Source organism: Rhodococcus sp. NPDC056960, from assembly GCF_042674125.1.
Lineage (GTDB): Bacteria > Actinomycetota > Actinomycetes > Mycobacteriales > Mycobacteriaceae > Rhodococcus_F.
In genome coordinates, this window is record NZ_JBHURF010000007.1 from 279,904 (window position 1) to 294,195 (window position 14,292).

Sequence of the window (14,292 nt, forward strand, 5' to 3'; positions counted from 1 at the left end):
GGACCTGCGAACGCGGGGAATGCGCGAGGAATTACCGGAAGGCCGATGGCTACCGAGGAGTGGACAGCACGCGGTACGCGCGCCGGACCGTCAACAACAACACATGTTGGCGCACGTACGGCACAGGTCGACGGTGAGGCGTCGCACCAGGTGAGTCGTATGCACGACCCAATTCCTACCGGACCGGAGGGAAATGAGCAAGCGCGGGGCAACCGTGCGGGGTCAGCTCCAGCGGGCCTGCCCGCCGTCGAGTGGAATGGTGGCGCCGGACAGATAGCCGGCGTCGGGACCGACGAGGAAGACGACGGCGCGCCCGATGTCCCGCTCGCAGTCGCCGATCCGGCCGAGCGGGATGGACTTCACGAATTCCGCCGCCTCCTCGGGGTTGTTCTCCGTCCACCACTTCAGCCCCGGCGACAGCGCATGTGGGGCGACCGCATTGACCCGGATGCCGTCGGGACCCCATTCGCTGGCGGCGGTGCGGGTGAGCGAGCGCATCGCCTCCTTGGTGGCCGCGTACAGCCCGTAACCGCTCGTGTCCCACCGCACCGCCGAGGAGCTGACGAGGTTGATGATCGAACCGCCGCCGCGCGCCTTCAGGTGCGGATAGCACAGCTGCATGAGGAACAGCGTGGCCACCGGACCGACCGCCATCGCCCGGTCCAGCAGTTTCGGGGTCACGTCGAGGAGCGGTCCGAGCGCGCTGGCGTTGGCGTTGTTGATCAGGATGTCGAGGCCCCCGAACACGTCCACGACGCGGTCGACCATCGGCGCCAGCTGATCGCGCTTGCTGACGTCGCAGACGATCGGTTCGGCGGTCCCGCCGAAGTCGGCGATGGCGGCGCACGTGTCGACGAGTTTCGCCTCCGTCCGCCCGACCACCCCGATCCGGGCGCCCTCCTTGGCCAACGCGAACGCCATGCCCGCGCCCACCCCCTGACCGGCGCCGGTGATCAGCGCGACCTTGCCGTCCAGCGTGCCCATCAGGTGTCCGCCCATCGGTTGGCTGTGAGATGGAAACTCGGGATGTCGGCCAGCGACATCACCGCTTCGTACGTGCGCTCGTACCCCGTGTGCGCGATCCGCCACCGGCCGTCGGCGCCCCGCCGGTAGCGGTCGGAGTAGAACGCCGCCCCGCGCAGCACCATGCCGTGCTCCGGGATCAGCACGGTGTCGGAGAGGTACCACCGTCCCGTGGCAGTATCGGCGTCCACGTCGATCTCCGGATGACCGCAGTGGTGTTCGGTGATGGTGTTCGATCCGAGGTTCGCCTTCATGTACTCGACGAGCGCGTCGCGGGAGTCGAAGGTGAGGCGCTCACCGTAGTTCGCCGTGGCGTCCGGCAGCAGCGTATCGGCGAACTCGTCCCAGCTCTTCGTGTCGAGCGCACGGAGATACGCGTACTTGAGCCGGCTGATTGCCGCGACTGCCTCGAGATCGGAAACTGACACCTGTTCTACATACCACGGGCGCCGCACCCCGCGGAGCGACTCGCAACTATCTGCTGACGCTGCCGGCACTATCTACTGACGCTGCCGGCGTCGACGGGCAGGGCGACGGACGTGATGTACCGCGCCTCGTCCGACGCCAGGAACAACGCGGCGTTGGCGACGTCGACCGGTTCGATCCAGGGAATCGGCAGCATGTTCATCGTCACCGCGGCCGCCGCGAATTCCTCCCGGGTGGGGTGCTGGAGGTCGGGCCGGAACGCCCGCCGCACCATGTCGTTCTGGATCATGTCCGTGTCCACGTTGGTCGGATGGACACTGTTGACGCGTACCCCGTGCGGCGCGAGTTCCTTCGCCAGCGACCGCATCAGACCCACCACCCCGTGCTTGGCCGCGGTGTAGTGGGCGACTCCGACGAGCCCCCGCAGACCGGCGATGGAACTCGTCAGGATCATCGCGCCGCCGCCCCGCTCGATCAGGTGCGGGGCCGCCGACTTGCACGTCTGCCACACCCCCGTCAGGTTGACGTCGAGCATCGTCTGCCACGTCTCGGAGTCCAGTTCCAGTGCCGCACCCGACGACGTGATGCCCGCCGTGGCGCACACGAAGTCCAGTCCGCCCAGTTCCCCGGCCGCCGCCGTGACCGACTCGGCGAGCGCGTCGCCGTCGCGCACGTCCACCTGCGCGGTCACGATCCGGCGGCCGGTGTCCCGGACCAGCTTCGCGGTCACCTCGAGATCCTCCGGGCTCGCCGGCGGCGTCACCACCGTGCCGACCGGCCCGCACAGGTCGACGGCCACGACGTCGGCACCCTCCTGCGCGAATCGCAATGCCTGCGCCCTACCGATCCCGCGTGCGGCACCGGTGACCAGGACGACTCTTCCGTTCACTCGACCTGTCATCTCTACACCTTCTGGGTCAGTCCGGCATCGACCACGAGTTGTGTGCCGGTGATGTATCGCGATTCGTCCGAGGCCAGGAACAGCAGCGCGTTGCTGACGTCGCGCGAGTCCAGCCACGGCACGGGCAGCATGTGGTTCGCCGAGAGAACCGGCACGACGTCGTCGTGGGTCGGATTCTCGAGATCCGGCCGCAGCCGTGCCATCGTCGCCGGGTTCAGCGTCATGCGGGTGCCGACCGCACCGGGGTGCAGCACGTTGACCCGGATGAACTGCGGCCCGAGTTCGTTCGCGAGGGTCCGGGCCAACCCGACCACGGCGGTCTTGGACGCCGAATAGTGGGCGGCCCCGGCCACCGCCTTGATGCCGGCGGTCGAACTGACGATCACGACGGAACCGCCACCGTCGCGCATCGCCGGGACCGCGGCCGTCGCCGTGTTCCAGACCCCGGTGAGGTTGACGTCGAGCGACCGGTGCCAGTCCGCGTCGTCGATCGTCCAGGCCGGGCCGGGGTTGTCGCAGACACCCGCGTTCGCGACGACGACGTCGAGAGGGCCCAGTTCGTCGACCCCCGTGGCGACGGCCGCCCGCAGCGCGGACGGATCCCTGACGTCGGCATGTGCGACGACCGCCCGCCGGCCGAGTTCGCGGACCTGCCTGCCGGTCTCGGCGAGATCGGCGTCCGCCGACGGCAGGTCGACGACGACCACGTCGGCACCCTCCTCGGCGAGCCGAACCGCGTGACTACGTCCCATGCCGTTCCCGGCACCGGTGATGAAGGCGACCTTGCCTGCCATCCGTGACATCGGTATTTCCCTTCTAGTCCAGGCGGCCGGGAGTCGGGTAGCTACGCAGGGACAGCCCCACCCGCCCGTCCTCCACCGCGTCGTCGATCGATCCGCGCAGGGCGCCGCAGGTGGGAACGAACATCGAGTGCTCCCCCGCCTCGGCCCGCGACGCGAATTCCGGGCACCTCTGCTCGGCGTCGTCCAGCCACTGCACGCTGGTGTGCGCCACGCTGTACTTCTCCACCAGCACCGCGTTGCCGCAGCGCCGGCATTCGACGGGAAGCACTCAGACCACCGCCCCGGCTGCATGCCGGGCACCGACCCAGCCGAACACCATCGCGGGACCGATCGTCGCGCCGGCACCGGCGTAGTCGTTGCCCATCACGGACGCCGACGTGTTGCCGGTGGCGTAGAGCCCGGGGATCGGGTCGCCGCTGCCGTTCAGCACCTGGCTGTGCTCGTTGCACACGAGACCGCCCTTGGTACCGAGGTCGCCGGCCTCCATCCGCACCGCGTAGTACGGTGCCGTGTCCAGCTCGTCCATGGTCGGGTTGGGCAGTCGCGGGTCGCCGTAGTACCGGTCGTAGGCGCTGTCGCCGCGACCGAAGTCGGCGTCGACACCGGCGCGGGCGAACCCGTTGAACCGGGTGATCTCCGCGGACAGCGACTCCGCGGGAACACCCATCTTCTGCGCGAGTTCGCCGAGCGTTGCGGCGCGCTGCATCAGTCCCGTCTCGAACCATTCGGCGGGGAACTTCTGCCCGGGCATCACACCACCGAACTGGTAGCGGCTCTTGGCCTTCGAATCGAAGACGAACCACACGGGGTCGTGACCACCGGCGATCTGGTCGTGGACGAAGGTGACGTACGGGGACGCCTCGTTGGTGAACCTCTTGCCGTTCTGGTCGACGATCACCGACGGCGGGATCGACCGTTCCGACACGAGGACGTGCATGATGCCGTCCGGCCGCCGGAACGACGGCATCCACCAGGCGTCGTCCATCAGGTCGAGGGCGGCACCCACCTGCTCGCCCGCCACGATGCCGTCACCGGTGTTGTCGGGCGAACCGGCGCTGTAGTTGTCCTTGCCGCCCTCGCGGAGGTACCGCTTCCGCATCTCCTCGCTCTGCTCGAATCCGCCGGTGGCCATCATGACGCCGCGGCGGGCGCGGACACGCAGTTCCCGCCCGCCGGATTCGACGACCGCGCCCGTCACCGCTCCCGAACCGTCCGTGATCAGGCTCTTCAGCGGAGAATTCAGCCACAGCGGAACCCCGGACTCCTGCAGTGTCAGCCGCAGCCGGCCGATCAGGGCCTGGCCCAGCGTCTCCATCCGCCTGCGCCGCACCATCGCCACCACCGAGCGCCAGCCGACGCCCAGCGCGGTCCGCCGGCCGGCCCAGGTGCGGAAGAACATGTTGAGATGCCGGAACTCGGTGGACGTCATGTACAGCCCGCCCGGCATCGCGAGAGAGTTCGGGCGCTGCAGTGCGCGATCGGCACCGAGCTGGTTCATGTCGAACGGCAGCGGTTCGACCGTCCGCCCCTTCCGCCGTCCGCCCACGTTCTCGGGGTGGTAGTCGGAATAGTCCTCGCACCAGGAGAACCGGAGATGCGGGCAGCTCTGTTCGAAGAACCGCATCATCGCGGGCCCCTGCTCGATGTACGCGTCGAGGCGTTCGGTAGGCACGCTGTCTCCGACGATCGACTCCAGGTACTTGCGGACGTCGCCGGGGTCGTCGGCCCGGCCTTCACGGACGAGGATGGGCGAGTTGGGGATCCACAGCGCGCCACCCGACAGGGCCGTCGAACCGCCGTACACCCCGGACTTTTCGACGAGAAGGGTGTCGAGTCCCCGCGCGGCCCCGGCGAGGGCGGCGGTCATTCCGCCCGCACCGCTGCCGATCACCAGGAGATCGACCTCCCGGTCCCAGTTCTGCTCGTCTACGCTCATCGTGCACACCTTCCGAAGTGGTCTCGATCACACCCTGCCGGTGTCAATTGCTTTTTCCCACAGCTCTTCCCGCGGAGCGGGAGACAACGGCACCTCCGCCGAGCGGGACACTGCGCGGCTACGTCGCCGCGGTGAAGATGCCGAGCCCGCCGCGGTACACCAGCAGCGGGGGCACGTCCCTGAGCACGTCCAGTCCGGTGACCCGCGCGACGACGATGGTGTGATCGCCCGCGTCGTGCTCGAACTCGACGGTCGCCCGCACCTGGGCCAGCACGCCGTCCAGCGCCGGGGCGCCGTTGTCGGCGTGCGACCAGCCGACGTCGGCGAACTTGTCGGCGCCGCTCGTCGCGAACGTTCCGCACACGTCGCGCTGGTCGTGGGCGAGGACGTTGACGCACACGTGTTCGCTCGCCCGCAGCCGCGGCCAGCTGGTCGACGTCCGCGCCGGACTGAACGACACGTACGGCGGGTCCAGCGACAGCGACACGAACGACTGGCACGTGAAGCCGTGCGGAGTGTCGCCGTCGTGTGCGGTGATCACCGTGACCCCGGTGCAGAAATGCCCGAGCACCGACTTGAGCTGTGCGGGGTCGACGCGTCGCACCACCGGCGGCACGGGTTCTTCGGTTCGGGTCATCGTGTCTCCTCTGATCGACTGGTTGCGTTCAGCCTCGCGGCGGCGCCTCCAGGGGCGGAATGCCCCGTCCCGCCCAGCGGCAGCCTTTCGCATGCCGGAACCCGAACGCTCGGTTGATAGGCTCGGAAAATGCCGTCGTCCGACCCCACACAGAGCTCCGGGTTCGCCGGCCTCCGCTCCACGAGCTGGCCGGTACTCGGCATCCTGTCGTTCGGCGAGGAGCTGTCCGGCTACGACCTGAAGAAATGGGCGTCGTACAGTGTGCGTTTCTTCTACTGGAGCCCGTCGTTCAGCCAGGTGTACTCGGAGCTGAAGAAGCTCGAGGACGCGGGATACGTGACATCGAGGGCGGTGGTCGACGACGCGGCACGGGTGAAACCCAAGCGCCTGTACAAGATCACGGACGCCGGGATGGCCGTCATCCGCAGCTGGGCGCGGGAGGCGCCGATCGATCCCCCGGTCCTCAAACACGGGGTGATGCTGCGCATGTGGCTGGGTCACCTCACCGAGCCCGAACAACTCAAAGAGGCGCTCGAAGAGCACATCTCGTACGTGGAGGGGATGAGCAGGCAGGCCGCCCTCGACGCCCGCGATTCCGACGGCGAACCGACATGGGCGTTCGCGCACATGGTCAACAAGTGGTCCGAGCGCTACTACGCGGCCGAGAGCGAACTGGCGAAGCAGATGCTCGCCGACATCGACGAGGCCGCCCAGCGGATGCACGGTGAGGGCACGCCGGAACATCCCGGCGCACCGAAACCGACCGAACCGCATTCGATCAGGCGTTCCCGCGAGGCGCAGCAGGAGTACCAGGCCGCGATGAAGGCGGCACGGGACGCGGACGACGAAGACTAGTTCGACGGGGTCCCTGCCCGCTCGGCCATCAGATCCCGCAGTCGCGGCCACAGTTCTCGCCGTTCGGTCTGCGCCGCGGTCATCGCGTCGATCGTCAGGAATCCGTGGAACATTCCCGCGACTCGCCGGCAGTGCACGGGCACACCGGCGTCGGCGAGGGCCGCGGCGTACTTCTCCCCCTCGTACCGCAGCGGATCGCGTTCGGCGGTGATCACGACCGCGGGGGGGAGCCCACCGAGATCCTCGGCCCGCACGGGGGCGGCGTAGACGGGTACGGCGTCGCGGTGATCGGGCAGGTACTGATCCCAATACCATTGCATCGCAGCGCGGGTGAGGAAGTGATCCTCCGCGAACTCCTCGTAGGACTCGGTGTCGAAGACCGGTTCGATGACCGGGTAGATCAGTAGCTGCCCGGCGACGGCGGGGGCGCCGCGGTCCCGGGCCATCAGCGCGGCGACGGCGGCGAGGTTGCCCCCACTGCTGTCGCCGGCGACGAGGAGCCGGTCCGGGTCGCCGCCGAACTCGTGGGCGTGCTGCGCGACCCAGCACGTCGCGGCGTAGGCGTCGTCCGCCGCCGCAGGCCACCGCGCTTCCGGGGCCAGGCGGTAGTCGACGGAGACGACGACGGCTCCGGTCCCGGTGCACATCGCGCGGCAGAAGCCGTCGTGGCTGTCGAGGTCGCAGATCACGAACCCGCCGCCGTGGAAGAAGACGACGACGGGCAGGGACTCCGCCGGGCGCGCTACGGGCGAATAGATCCGCACCCCGATCGGGCCGGCACCGCCCGGTATCTCCCGGTCCTGCACGGCACCCACCGGTTCGGCGTCGACGACGGCCTTGCGTCCCGCCTTCGTCGCCGCCCGCGCCTGCGCACCCGTCATGGTCTCCACCCGGGGGAAGTTGTCGTTCAGTCCCCGGAGAATGGTCTCGGCCTGCTCGTCGAGCGGCATTCGTGCTCCTTCGTCTCAGGCGGAGTATCGGTCGGCGCGTCCGGCGGCGGGGGTCGCGGCCGACATGTAGTTGCGCCAGGTGCCCTTGGCGGACATGCGAATCGGTGCGGTGAGGCGGTGATCGAGCTTGATCTGACTGCTCGGACCGCACACCGAGATGGCCGCGACGACGTTGTCGTCGGTGCCCACGGGCACGGCGACACAGCTGACGCCCACGAGGTCCTCTTCCCGGTCGTACGCCGCTCCGCGTTCGCGGGTCTTCTGCAGCTCGGCGCGGAACGCCGCGGGTGAGTCGATGCTGAACCGGGTGCTGCGCGGCAGGCCCGCCTCGACGACGCGGTCGACCACGGACTCGGGCGAGTGGGCGAGCAGCACCTTGCCGACACTCGTGCAGTGCGCGGGCTGGCGGCCGCCGACCCGGGACGGCAGACCGACCCCGAACCGTCCGGCGATCTTCTCCAGGTAGACGACGTCGATTCCCTCGAGCACCGCGAGGTGCACGGCGTGCCCGGTGAGGCGGTGGAGTTCGTGCAGGAACGGCAGCGCGGCCCGGTGCAGGCGGTCCTGGTGCACGGCGAGCGACCCGAGTTCGAACAGCCGCATGCCGAGTTCGTAGTCGCGGCCTTCCCGGCGGAGCCACCGCAGCTGGACGAGACGCTCGAGCATCCGGTGCGCGGAGGATCGCGGAAGCCCCGTGCGGCGCACGATCTGCGCGAGCGTGAGCCTGCCCGGTCCGTCGAAGGCGTCGAGGAGCAGTGCGGCGCGATCGAGTCCGGCGGTGGGGGTGGGGCTGAGTGACGTCGTCATGGGGACCTCCGTAGCGGCGCTGCTCGGTGCGGCGCCGCGGTGTGTGACTGGCGACACTTACTATAAATAGGCATATACCTATTTGCAATAGTGCTTCGCGCACGCCCCCGAACAGGCAGAAGGCCCGGCGCGCGGATCGACAGATACGCGCGCCGGGCCCAGACCCTCCTCTACATCGCCGCCAGCGGTTCACTCCCGGACCAGTCGTGGCCCCAGTAGCTGTCCGCGGTGATCTCCTCCGCGGAGTAGTACTTCTCGTCCACCTTCATGCCCTCGGTGCCGAACTCGATGTCCCAGCCACCGGGGGCCCGGACGTAGAACGACACCATCTTGTCGTTGGTGTGCCTGCCGAGCGTCGACGAAACGGAGAATCCGTCCTTGACGACGCGATCGAGCGCCTGGCCGACGGCGTCGAGCGTGTCGACCTCCACCATGATGTGCACCAGACCCGGCGCTCCGCCGTGCGGTGCGGGGCACAGCGCCAGGCTGTGGTGACGCTCGTTGACGCCCATGAAGCGCACCCGCATCGGGCCGAACTCCGGCGGCGCGGGGATACGGAAGGCGCCGCGGGGCAGGAAGCCGAGCACCTCGGTGTAGAAATCGAACGCCCCACTGAAGTCCATCACCGGCAGCACGACGTGGCCGAGGCCCTGCGCCCCGGTCACGAACTTCGCGCCGAACGGGGTGACCACCGGGCTGTGGTCGAGGACGGCGCCGTGGAAGATCTCGATCGTCGCGCCGGTCGGATCCTGGAACGTGATCACCTCCTCGACGCGCCGCGCGTCGGCCTCCTCCACCGACAGCGGTTTGACGGCGATACCGGCCCCCTCGACCGCCTCCTGGACGCGCACCAGGCCCGCGTGATCGCGGACCTCCCACCCGATGGTGACCACCTCGTCCGTCTCGCCCGGCACGACCACGATGCGGGCCGCGCGCTCGTCCATGCGGAGGTAGAGGGCGTCCTCGTCGGGACCGCTGCCCTCGGCGAATCCGAGAACGTCGAACGCGAACGTCCGCCAGCGCTCCAGGTCGTTTGTCTGGATCTTGACGTAGCCCAGTCCCTTGATGTCTGTCATATGTTGTCCTTCTGCTGTTTTCGAGTTCCGACGGCGGTCAGATCATCGACTTGAGGTTGTCGGCCGGGTCGAGGCCGAGCGAGCTGAGCGCCGAGGCGTGGTACACGGTGCTCGGCACGTGGATGGCGTGGGCCAGGCCGGCGTGCGCGTCCCGCCAGTACCGCTGCAGGGGCTTGTCCATGCGCAGCGCGTTGCCGCCCGACCGCGCGAAGATCTGGTCGACGGCGGTGACCGCGCGCCATGCGGCCCGCACCTGGGTGCGGCGTCCGGCCGCGCGGTCCTCGAACGTGACTTCCTTACCCGACTCGACGAGATCCCAGATCTTGTCGACGTTGGCGAGCAGTTCCTGGCGGGCGGCGTTGATGTCGGCCGCCGCCTCGCCCACGGCGAACAGGACGTAGGGGTCGTCCTTGATCGCGGTGCCCTGCGCGCCGACGCGGTCGCGCTGGTAGTCGAGGTGAGCGGCCAGGGCGCCCTCCGCGATTCCCACGACGGCCGAGGAGATGCCGAGCGGGAACATCGTCGACCACGGCATGTTGTACAGCGTCTCGGTGCGGCCGAACTTCTGCACCGCGGTCCCGTTCATCACCTCGTCGGCGTCCATCACCCGGTAGTCGGGGACGAACGCGTTCCGGACGATGATGTCCTTCGAACCGGTCCCCTTCAGCCCGACGACGTTCCACGAGTCCTCGACGATCTCGTAGTCGCTGCGCGGCAGGATCATGTGCAGCATCTTCGGCGGCAGCGCCATGGCGCCGTCCTGGTCGCCGAGCATCGCGCCGAGGAAGATCCAGTCGCAGTGATCGGTGCCCGAGGAGAACTGCCAGCGGCCGTTGAAGACGTAGCCGCCGTCGACCGGGGTCGCGATTCCCGTCGGCGCGTACGGCGAGGCCATCCAGGTGTCGGTGTCGGCGCCCCACACCTCGTCCTGCACCTTCGGGTCGGCGAACGCCAACTGCCAGGGATGCACGCCGACGATGCCGCACACCCATCCCGTGGCCGGGTCTAGCGACGCCGCCGTCATCACCGTTTCCGCGAACTCACGGGGGTGCGCCTCGTAGCCGCCGTACTCGGCGGGCTGCAGCAACTTGATCGGCCCGGCCTCGCGGAGCTTCTTCGCCGTGTCGTCGGGCAGTTTGCCGATCCGCTCGGCCTCGGGCGCCTGATCGCGGAGCTGATCCGCGATCGCCATGATGTTGTCGAGAACCTCGTGGGTCATCTGTCGTGTCCTTCTACTCGCTATTCGGTGCAGGATCAGGCGTTGGTGTCGAGGGGCACGACGCCGTTGGCGAGGTTGTCGGCAACCTCCGCCTCCCAGCTCTGCACCGCCCTCGTGGTGTCGATCTCGAATTCGAAGCGCTTGGTCATGTCGTCGGTGATGTCCTCGACGTCGACGTAGAACTGCTGGTACCAGCGACGCAGCTGGTAGACGGGGCCGTCCTCCTCCGACAGCAGCGGGTTGTCGATGCGCGACTTGTTCAGCCAGATGTCGACGTCCTGCTTGAATCCGAGCTCGACGCCCTCGGCGAACTGCGCTGCCATGCCGTTGGCCACCTCGTCCGACAGCCCCTCGGGCTTCTTGACCATGGCGCCCCACTGCAGGACGAACGAATCGGCGCTGACCGGATAGTGGCAGTTGATCAGCACCGTCTCGATCATCATGCCGTTCGCCTCGCTCCACAGCTTGTCGATCATGTAGGACGGGCCGAAGTACGACGCGTCCGAGCGCAGCGTGGAGTTGGGGTCGTCGTAGCTGGTGCCCACCGAGATGTCGTGGCGCGGCGTCGACTGCATGTACTGGGTGGCCACGTGCCCTTCGAAGACGTTCTTGAAGTAGCGCGGGAACGAGAAGTGGACGTAGTAGAAGTGCGCCATGTCGACCACGTTGTCGACGATCTCGCGGCAGTGCGAACCCTCGACGAGCAGCGAATTCCACGTCCAGTCGGTCCATTCCGAAGAACCGAATCCCTCGATCTCGGGGATCGTCACGTCGGCGGGCGGCGGGTTGCCCTGCGGGTCGTTCCAGACGTAGAGCTGCCCGTTGCGCTCGATGGTCGTCCAGGCCCGGGTCCGCGCCAGCGGCGGGACGCGTCGCGCGTACGGGATTCCCGTGCACTTGCCGTTACCGCCCCAGCGCCAGTCGTGGAAGGGGCACGCGATCGAGTCGCCCTTGACGGTGCCGTGTGCCAGGTTGCCGCCCATGTGACGGCAGTAGGCGTCGAGCACACTGAGCGTCCCGTCGGACGTCTCGAACACCACCAGCGACGTGCCGAACGCGTCGATCTGGTGCGGGGTGCCGTCCCTGAAGGTCTTCGCCAGACCCAGGCAGTGCCACCCGCGCGCGAAACGCGTTGGTGCCGATCCCACTTCGATCATCCGGACTTCGTCGCCGTCAACGGCACTGTTGCGCGCCATGTCTACCTCCGCCTCGCTGTACGTCAAGAACACCCTCGGGGTGTGGTGTAGCTCATAGTCGACGCGTCGGGCCCGTTGCGGTACCCGACTCTCCCACTCAGCGAGAGGCTTTCGGAACGAGCGGAAAATGGCGGGAGGCCGGCGTCCCGATCACAGGGACCGCGCACCCCATTCGCCCACCGCGGGGACTACCGTTCGAATCACAGACCCGTGACTTGGGAGGACCGATGGCCGCACTCATCTCTTCGCAGCCGTACGCAGCAGAGATCCGCCGGCTGTGCGCCGACGCCGTCCCGAACGGGGTGGCCGTCGCCCCCGAGCCCGGGACGGCGGTCGAGCAGGACCTCCTCCTGCTCCGGCCCCGCACCAGCCCGGATCTGTCGCCGCAGGTCCGGCGGGTGGGCGAGCACGATCTGCTCGTGCAATTCCGCAACCGCGACGAGCAGCTGGTCTACGAGTTCTGGACCAACAGCTTCACCGGGACGGTCACCGCCGAGGATCGGTCGGTGGACCTCCTCGAGCGGCACGGCGCCGAGCACTTCCCGGGCATCCTCCGCAGGTTCCGCACGCGTATCCGGCGGTCGGTGCCGTCCGGTGCCGATCTGTCGTCCGCGCTGCAGCAGACGTATATCCAGGACGGCGTCCGCATGGCCGACGTGACCATCACGTGCACGCTCGACGGTGCCGTGCTCGCCCAGGCCTGGGCGACGTACGAACTCCTCGACTGAGCGCTCTTCTCCCACGAATTGATCAGCCGCGCAGGTTATTACCTGCGCGGCCGACCAATGTCCGGGAAACTATCCCACCGGGTCGGCCAGCCGCGTCCGTGACCGGCTGAACTCGAACCCGCGGAATCCCTCCTCGGCGACGTCCGCGCAGATTCGCCCGTACGCGCCGAAGCCCCCGATGTACGGCATGAACACCCGCGGCTTGCCCGGGATGTTGGCGCCCATGTACCACGAGTTCGCCAGCGGGAACAGCGTCTGTGCGGCGAGTTCACGGCAGTGCTCCACCCACTGCTCGGTGGCGGGCTCCGACGCCTCCACCGCGTCGTAGTCCTTCTCCCACAGATGCGCGATGCAGTCCGCGATCCAGTCGACGTGCTGCTCGGCGCCGAGCACCATGTTCGCGAGCACCGACGGGCTGCCCGGTCCGGTGACGACGAACAGGTTCGGGAACCCCGGAACCCCGAGACCCAGATAGGTTTTCGGACCCTCACTCCAGTACTCGGCCAGCGACACCCCGCCCCGGCCGACGATCCGCATGCGGTCCAGGGCGCCCGTCATGGCGTCGAAACCGGTGGCGAACACCAGGGTGTCGAGGGCGTAGTCGGCGTCGGTGGTGGTGATGCCCGACGCGGTGATCGACTCGATCGGCGCCGCCTTGAGGTCGACCAGGGTGACGTTCGGCCGGTTGTACGTTTCGAAATAGTGGGTGTCGGTGACGATCCGCTTGGTCCCGATCGGGTGATCGTTCGGGATCAGCTTGTCCGCGACGGCCGGGTCGTCGACGAGACGGCGGATCTTCTCCTCCGCGAACTCCCGCGCGGTGGCGTTCGCGGCGTCGGTCTTCGTCTGGTCCGGAAAGGTTTTCGCGAACAGCACTCCCCCGAGCTTCCACCGCGTCTCGTACGCCTCCCGACGTTCGTCTTCGGAGACCTCCAGTGCGGACTTCGGGTGCGCGTTGTACGGCGAACCGCCCCCGCTCTCCCTGGAGAGGCGCCGGCGTTCGTCGTATCCGGCCTTGATCGCGCGCCGCATCTCGTCGTCCCACGTCTCGTTTCCGGCGGGGACGCTGTAGTTGGCGCTGCGCTGGAACACGTACAGGTGCTCCGCCTGCTCGGCGATCAGCGGAATCGACTGGATGCCCGACGACCCGGTGCCGATGATCCCGACCTTCCGGCCGGTGAAGTCGACGCCCTCGTGCGGCCAGTGACCGGTGTGATGCGTATCGCCCGTGAAGGATTCGCGCCCCGGGATGCCCGGCATGTTGGCCGTGGACAGCGCGCCGGTCGCGAAGACGCAGAACCGGGCCGACAGAACGTCGCCGCGGTCGGTGCGCACCTCCCACCGGAGCGATTCCTCGTCCAGTTCCGCCGACGTCACCCGCGTGTCGAACAGGAAGCGGTCGCGGAGGTGGAACCGGTCCGCGACATGATTGATGTACTCGAGGATCTCCGGCTGCGTCGCGTACTTCTCGCTCCAGTCCCACTCCTGCTCGAGTTCCCGCGAGAACGAGTACGAGTAGTCGACGCTTTCCACGTCGCACCGGGCGCCGGGATAGCGGTTCCAGTACCACGTGCCGCCCACACCGGCGGCTGCCTCCACACCCTGGACCGTCAGTCCCAGGCTTCGCAGTTTGTACACCGCGTACAGACCCGCGAAACCCGCGCCGACGACGACCGCGTCCACGTCGCCGATCCGATTCGCACGAGCATCATTCTCGGTGCGTGCACTCACGGGC

At 68.3% G+C, this 14,292-nt stretch carries 15 protein-coding genes; 2 read left to right on the plus strand and 13 right to left on the minus strand.

Features of this window, described 5'->3' with window-relative positions; all coding sequences use genetic code 11:
* Window positions 1-222: 222 nt before the first annotated feature.
* From ACFTWF_RS13615 to ACFTWF_RS13645, 7 genes are all read right to left on the minus strand, one after another.
* On the minus strand, window positions 223-984 hold the full coding sequence (locus tag ACFTWF_RS13615; protein WP_378461729.1) for an SDR family NAD(P)-dependent oxidoreductase: 762 nt from the start codon (window positions 982-984) through the stop codon (window positions 223-225).
* Window positions 984-1,451 (minus strand): nuclear transport factor 2 family protein, encoded by a 468-nt coding sequence (locus tag ACFTWF_RS13620; protein WP_378461730.1) that lies wholly within the window; start codon window positions 1,449-1,451, stop codon window positions 984-986. The genes ACFTWF_RS13615 and ACFTWF_RS13620 overlap by 1 nt, the downstream gene beginning before the upstream one ends.
* A gap of 68 nt (window positions 1,452-1,519) precedes the next feature.
* Window positions 1,520-2,350 carry a mycofactocin-coupled SDR family oxidoreductase gene (locus ACFTWF_RS13625; RefSeq protein WP_378461731.1) on the minus strand — a complete coding sequence of 277 codons (831 nt, stop codon included), beginning with the start codon at window positions 2,348-2,350 and terminating at the stop codon, window positions 1,520-1,522.
* A 2-nt stretch (window positions 2,351-2,352) separates the two neighbouring features.
* Window positions 2,353-3,153, minus strand: coding sequence for a mycofactocin-coupled SDR family oxidoreductase (locus ACFTWF_RS13630; protein WP_378461732.1), 801 nt, complete (start codon window positions 3,151-3,153; stop codon window positions 2,353-2,355).
* 13 nt (window positions 3,154-3,166) lie between these two features.
* On the minus strand, window positions 3,167-3,421 hold the full coding sequence (locus ACFTWF_RS13635; RefSeq protein WP_378461733.1) for a hypothetical protein: 255 nt from the start codon (window positions 3,419-3,421) through the stop codon (window positions 3,167-3,169).
* Window positions 3,422-5,089 (minus strand): FAD-binding protein, encoded by a 1,668-nt coding sequence (locus tag ACFTWF_RS13640; RefSeq protein WP_378461734.1) that lies wholly within the window; start codon window positions 5,087-5,089, stop codon window positions 3,422-3,424.
* Between the two features lie 118 nt (window positions 5,090-5,207).
* Window positions 5,208-5,726, minus strand: coding sequence for a flavin reductase family protein (locus ACFTWF_RS13645; protein WP_378461735.1), 519 nt, complete (start codon window positions 5,724-5,726; stop codon window positions 5,208-5,210).
* Between the two features lie 129 nt (window positions 5,727-5,855).
* Between ACFTWF_RS13645 and ACFTWF_RS13650 the strand changes: the two genes are divergently transcribed.
* Entirely contained in the window at window positions 5,856-6,581 is a 726-nt protein-coding gene (locus ACFTWF_RS13650; protein ID WP_378461736.1) for a PadR family transcriptional regulator, read from the plus strand.
* Here ACFTWF_RS13650 and ACFTWF_RS13655 read toward each other — a convergent pair.
* The 5 genes from ACFTWF_RS13655 to ACFTWF_RS13675 all read right to left on the minus strand — a co-directional run bounded on the left by ACFTWF_RS13655 (window position 6,578) and on the right by ACFTWF_RS13675 (window position 11,829).
* Window positions 6,578-7,531, minus strand: coding sequence for an alpha/beta hydrolase (locus ACFTWF_RS13655; protein ID WP_378461737.1), 954 nt, complete (start codon window positions 7,529-7,531; stop codon window positions 6,578-6,580). The genes ACFTWF_RS13650 and ACFTWF_RS13655 overlap by 4 nt on opposite strands.
* A 15-nt stretch (window positions 7,532-7,546) precedes the next feature.
* Window positions 7,547-8,338, minus strand: coding sequence for an IclR family transcriptional regulator (locus tag ACFTWF_RS13660; RefSeq protein ID WP_378461738.1), 792 nt, complete (start codon window positions 8,336-8,338; stop codon window positions 7,547-7,549).
* A 170-nt stretch (window positions 8,339-8,508) separates the two neighbouring features.
* Entirely contained in the window at window positions 8,509-9,414 is a 906-nt protein-coding gene (bphC, locus tag ACFTWF_RS13665) for a biphenyl-2,3-diol 1,2-dioxygenase (protein WP_378461739.1), read from the minus strand.
* A 37-nt stretch (window positions 9,415-9,451) separates the two neighbouring features.
* Entirely contained in the window at window positions 9,452-10,633 is a 1,182-nt protein-coding gene (locus tag ACFTWF_RS13670) for an acyl-CoA dehydrogenase family protein (protein WP_378461740.1), read from the minus strand.
* A gap of 35 nt (window positions 10,634-10,668) precedes the next feature.
* Window positions 10,669-11,829: a Rieske 2Fe-2S domain-containing protein gene (locus ACFTWF_RS13675; RefSeq protein ID WP_378461741.1), complete on the minus strand. Its 1,161-nt coding sequence runs from the start codon at window positions 11,827-11,829 to the stop codon at window positions 10,669-10,671.
* 227 nt (window positions 11,830-12,056) lie between these two features.
* Here ACFTWF_RS13675 and ACFTWF_RS13680 point away from each other — a divergent pair, with 227 nt between their 5' ends.
* The gene (locus ACFTWF_RS13680) at window positions 12,057-12,557 is read left to right on the plus strand and encodes a hypothetical protein (RefSeq protein WP_378461742.1); all 501 of its coding nucleotides are present in this window, start codon (window positions 12,057-12,059) and stop codon (window positions 12,555-12,557) included.
* Between the two features lie 69 nt (window positions 12,558-12,626).
* On the opposite strand, the gene ACFTWF_RS13685 is transcribed toward ACFTWF_RS13680, so the two are convergent.
* On the minus strand, window positions 12,627-14,249 hold the full coding sequence (locus ACFTWF_RS13685) for a flavin-containing monooxygenase (RefSeq protein WP_378461811.1): 1,623 nt from the start codon (window positions 14,247-14,249) through the stop codon (window positions 12,627-12,629).
* Window positions 14,250-14,292: the final 43 nt, after the last annotated feature.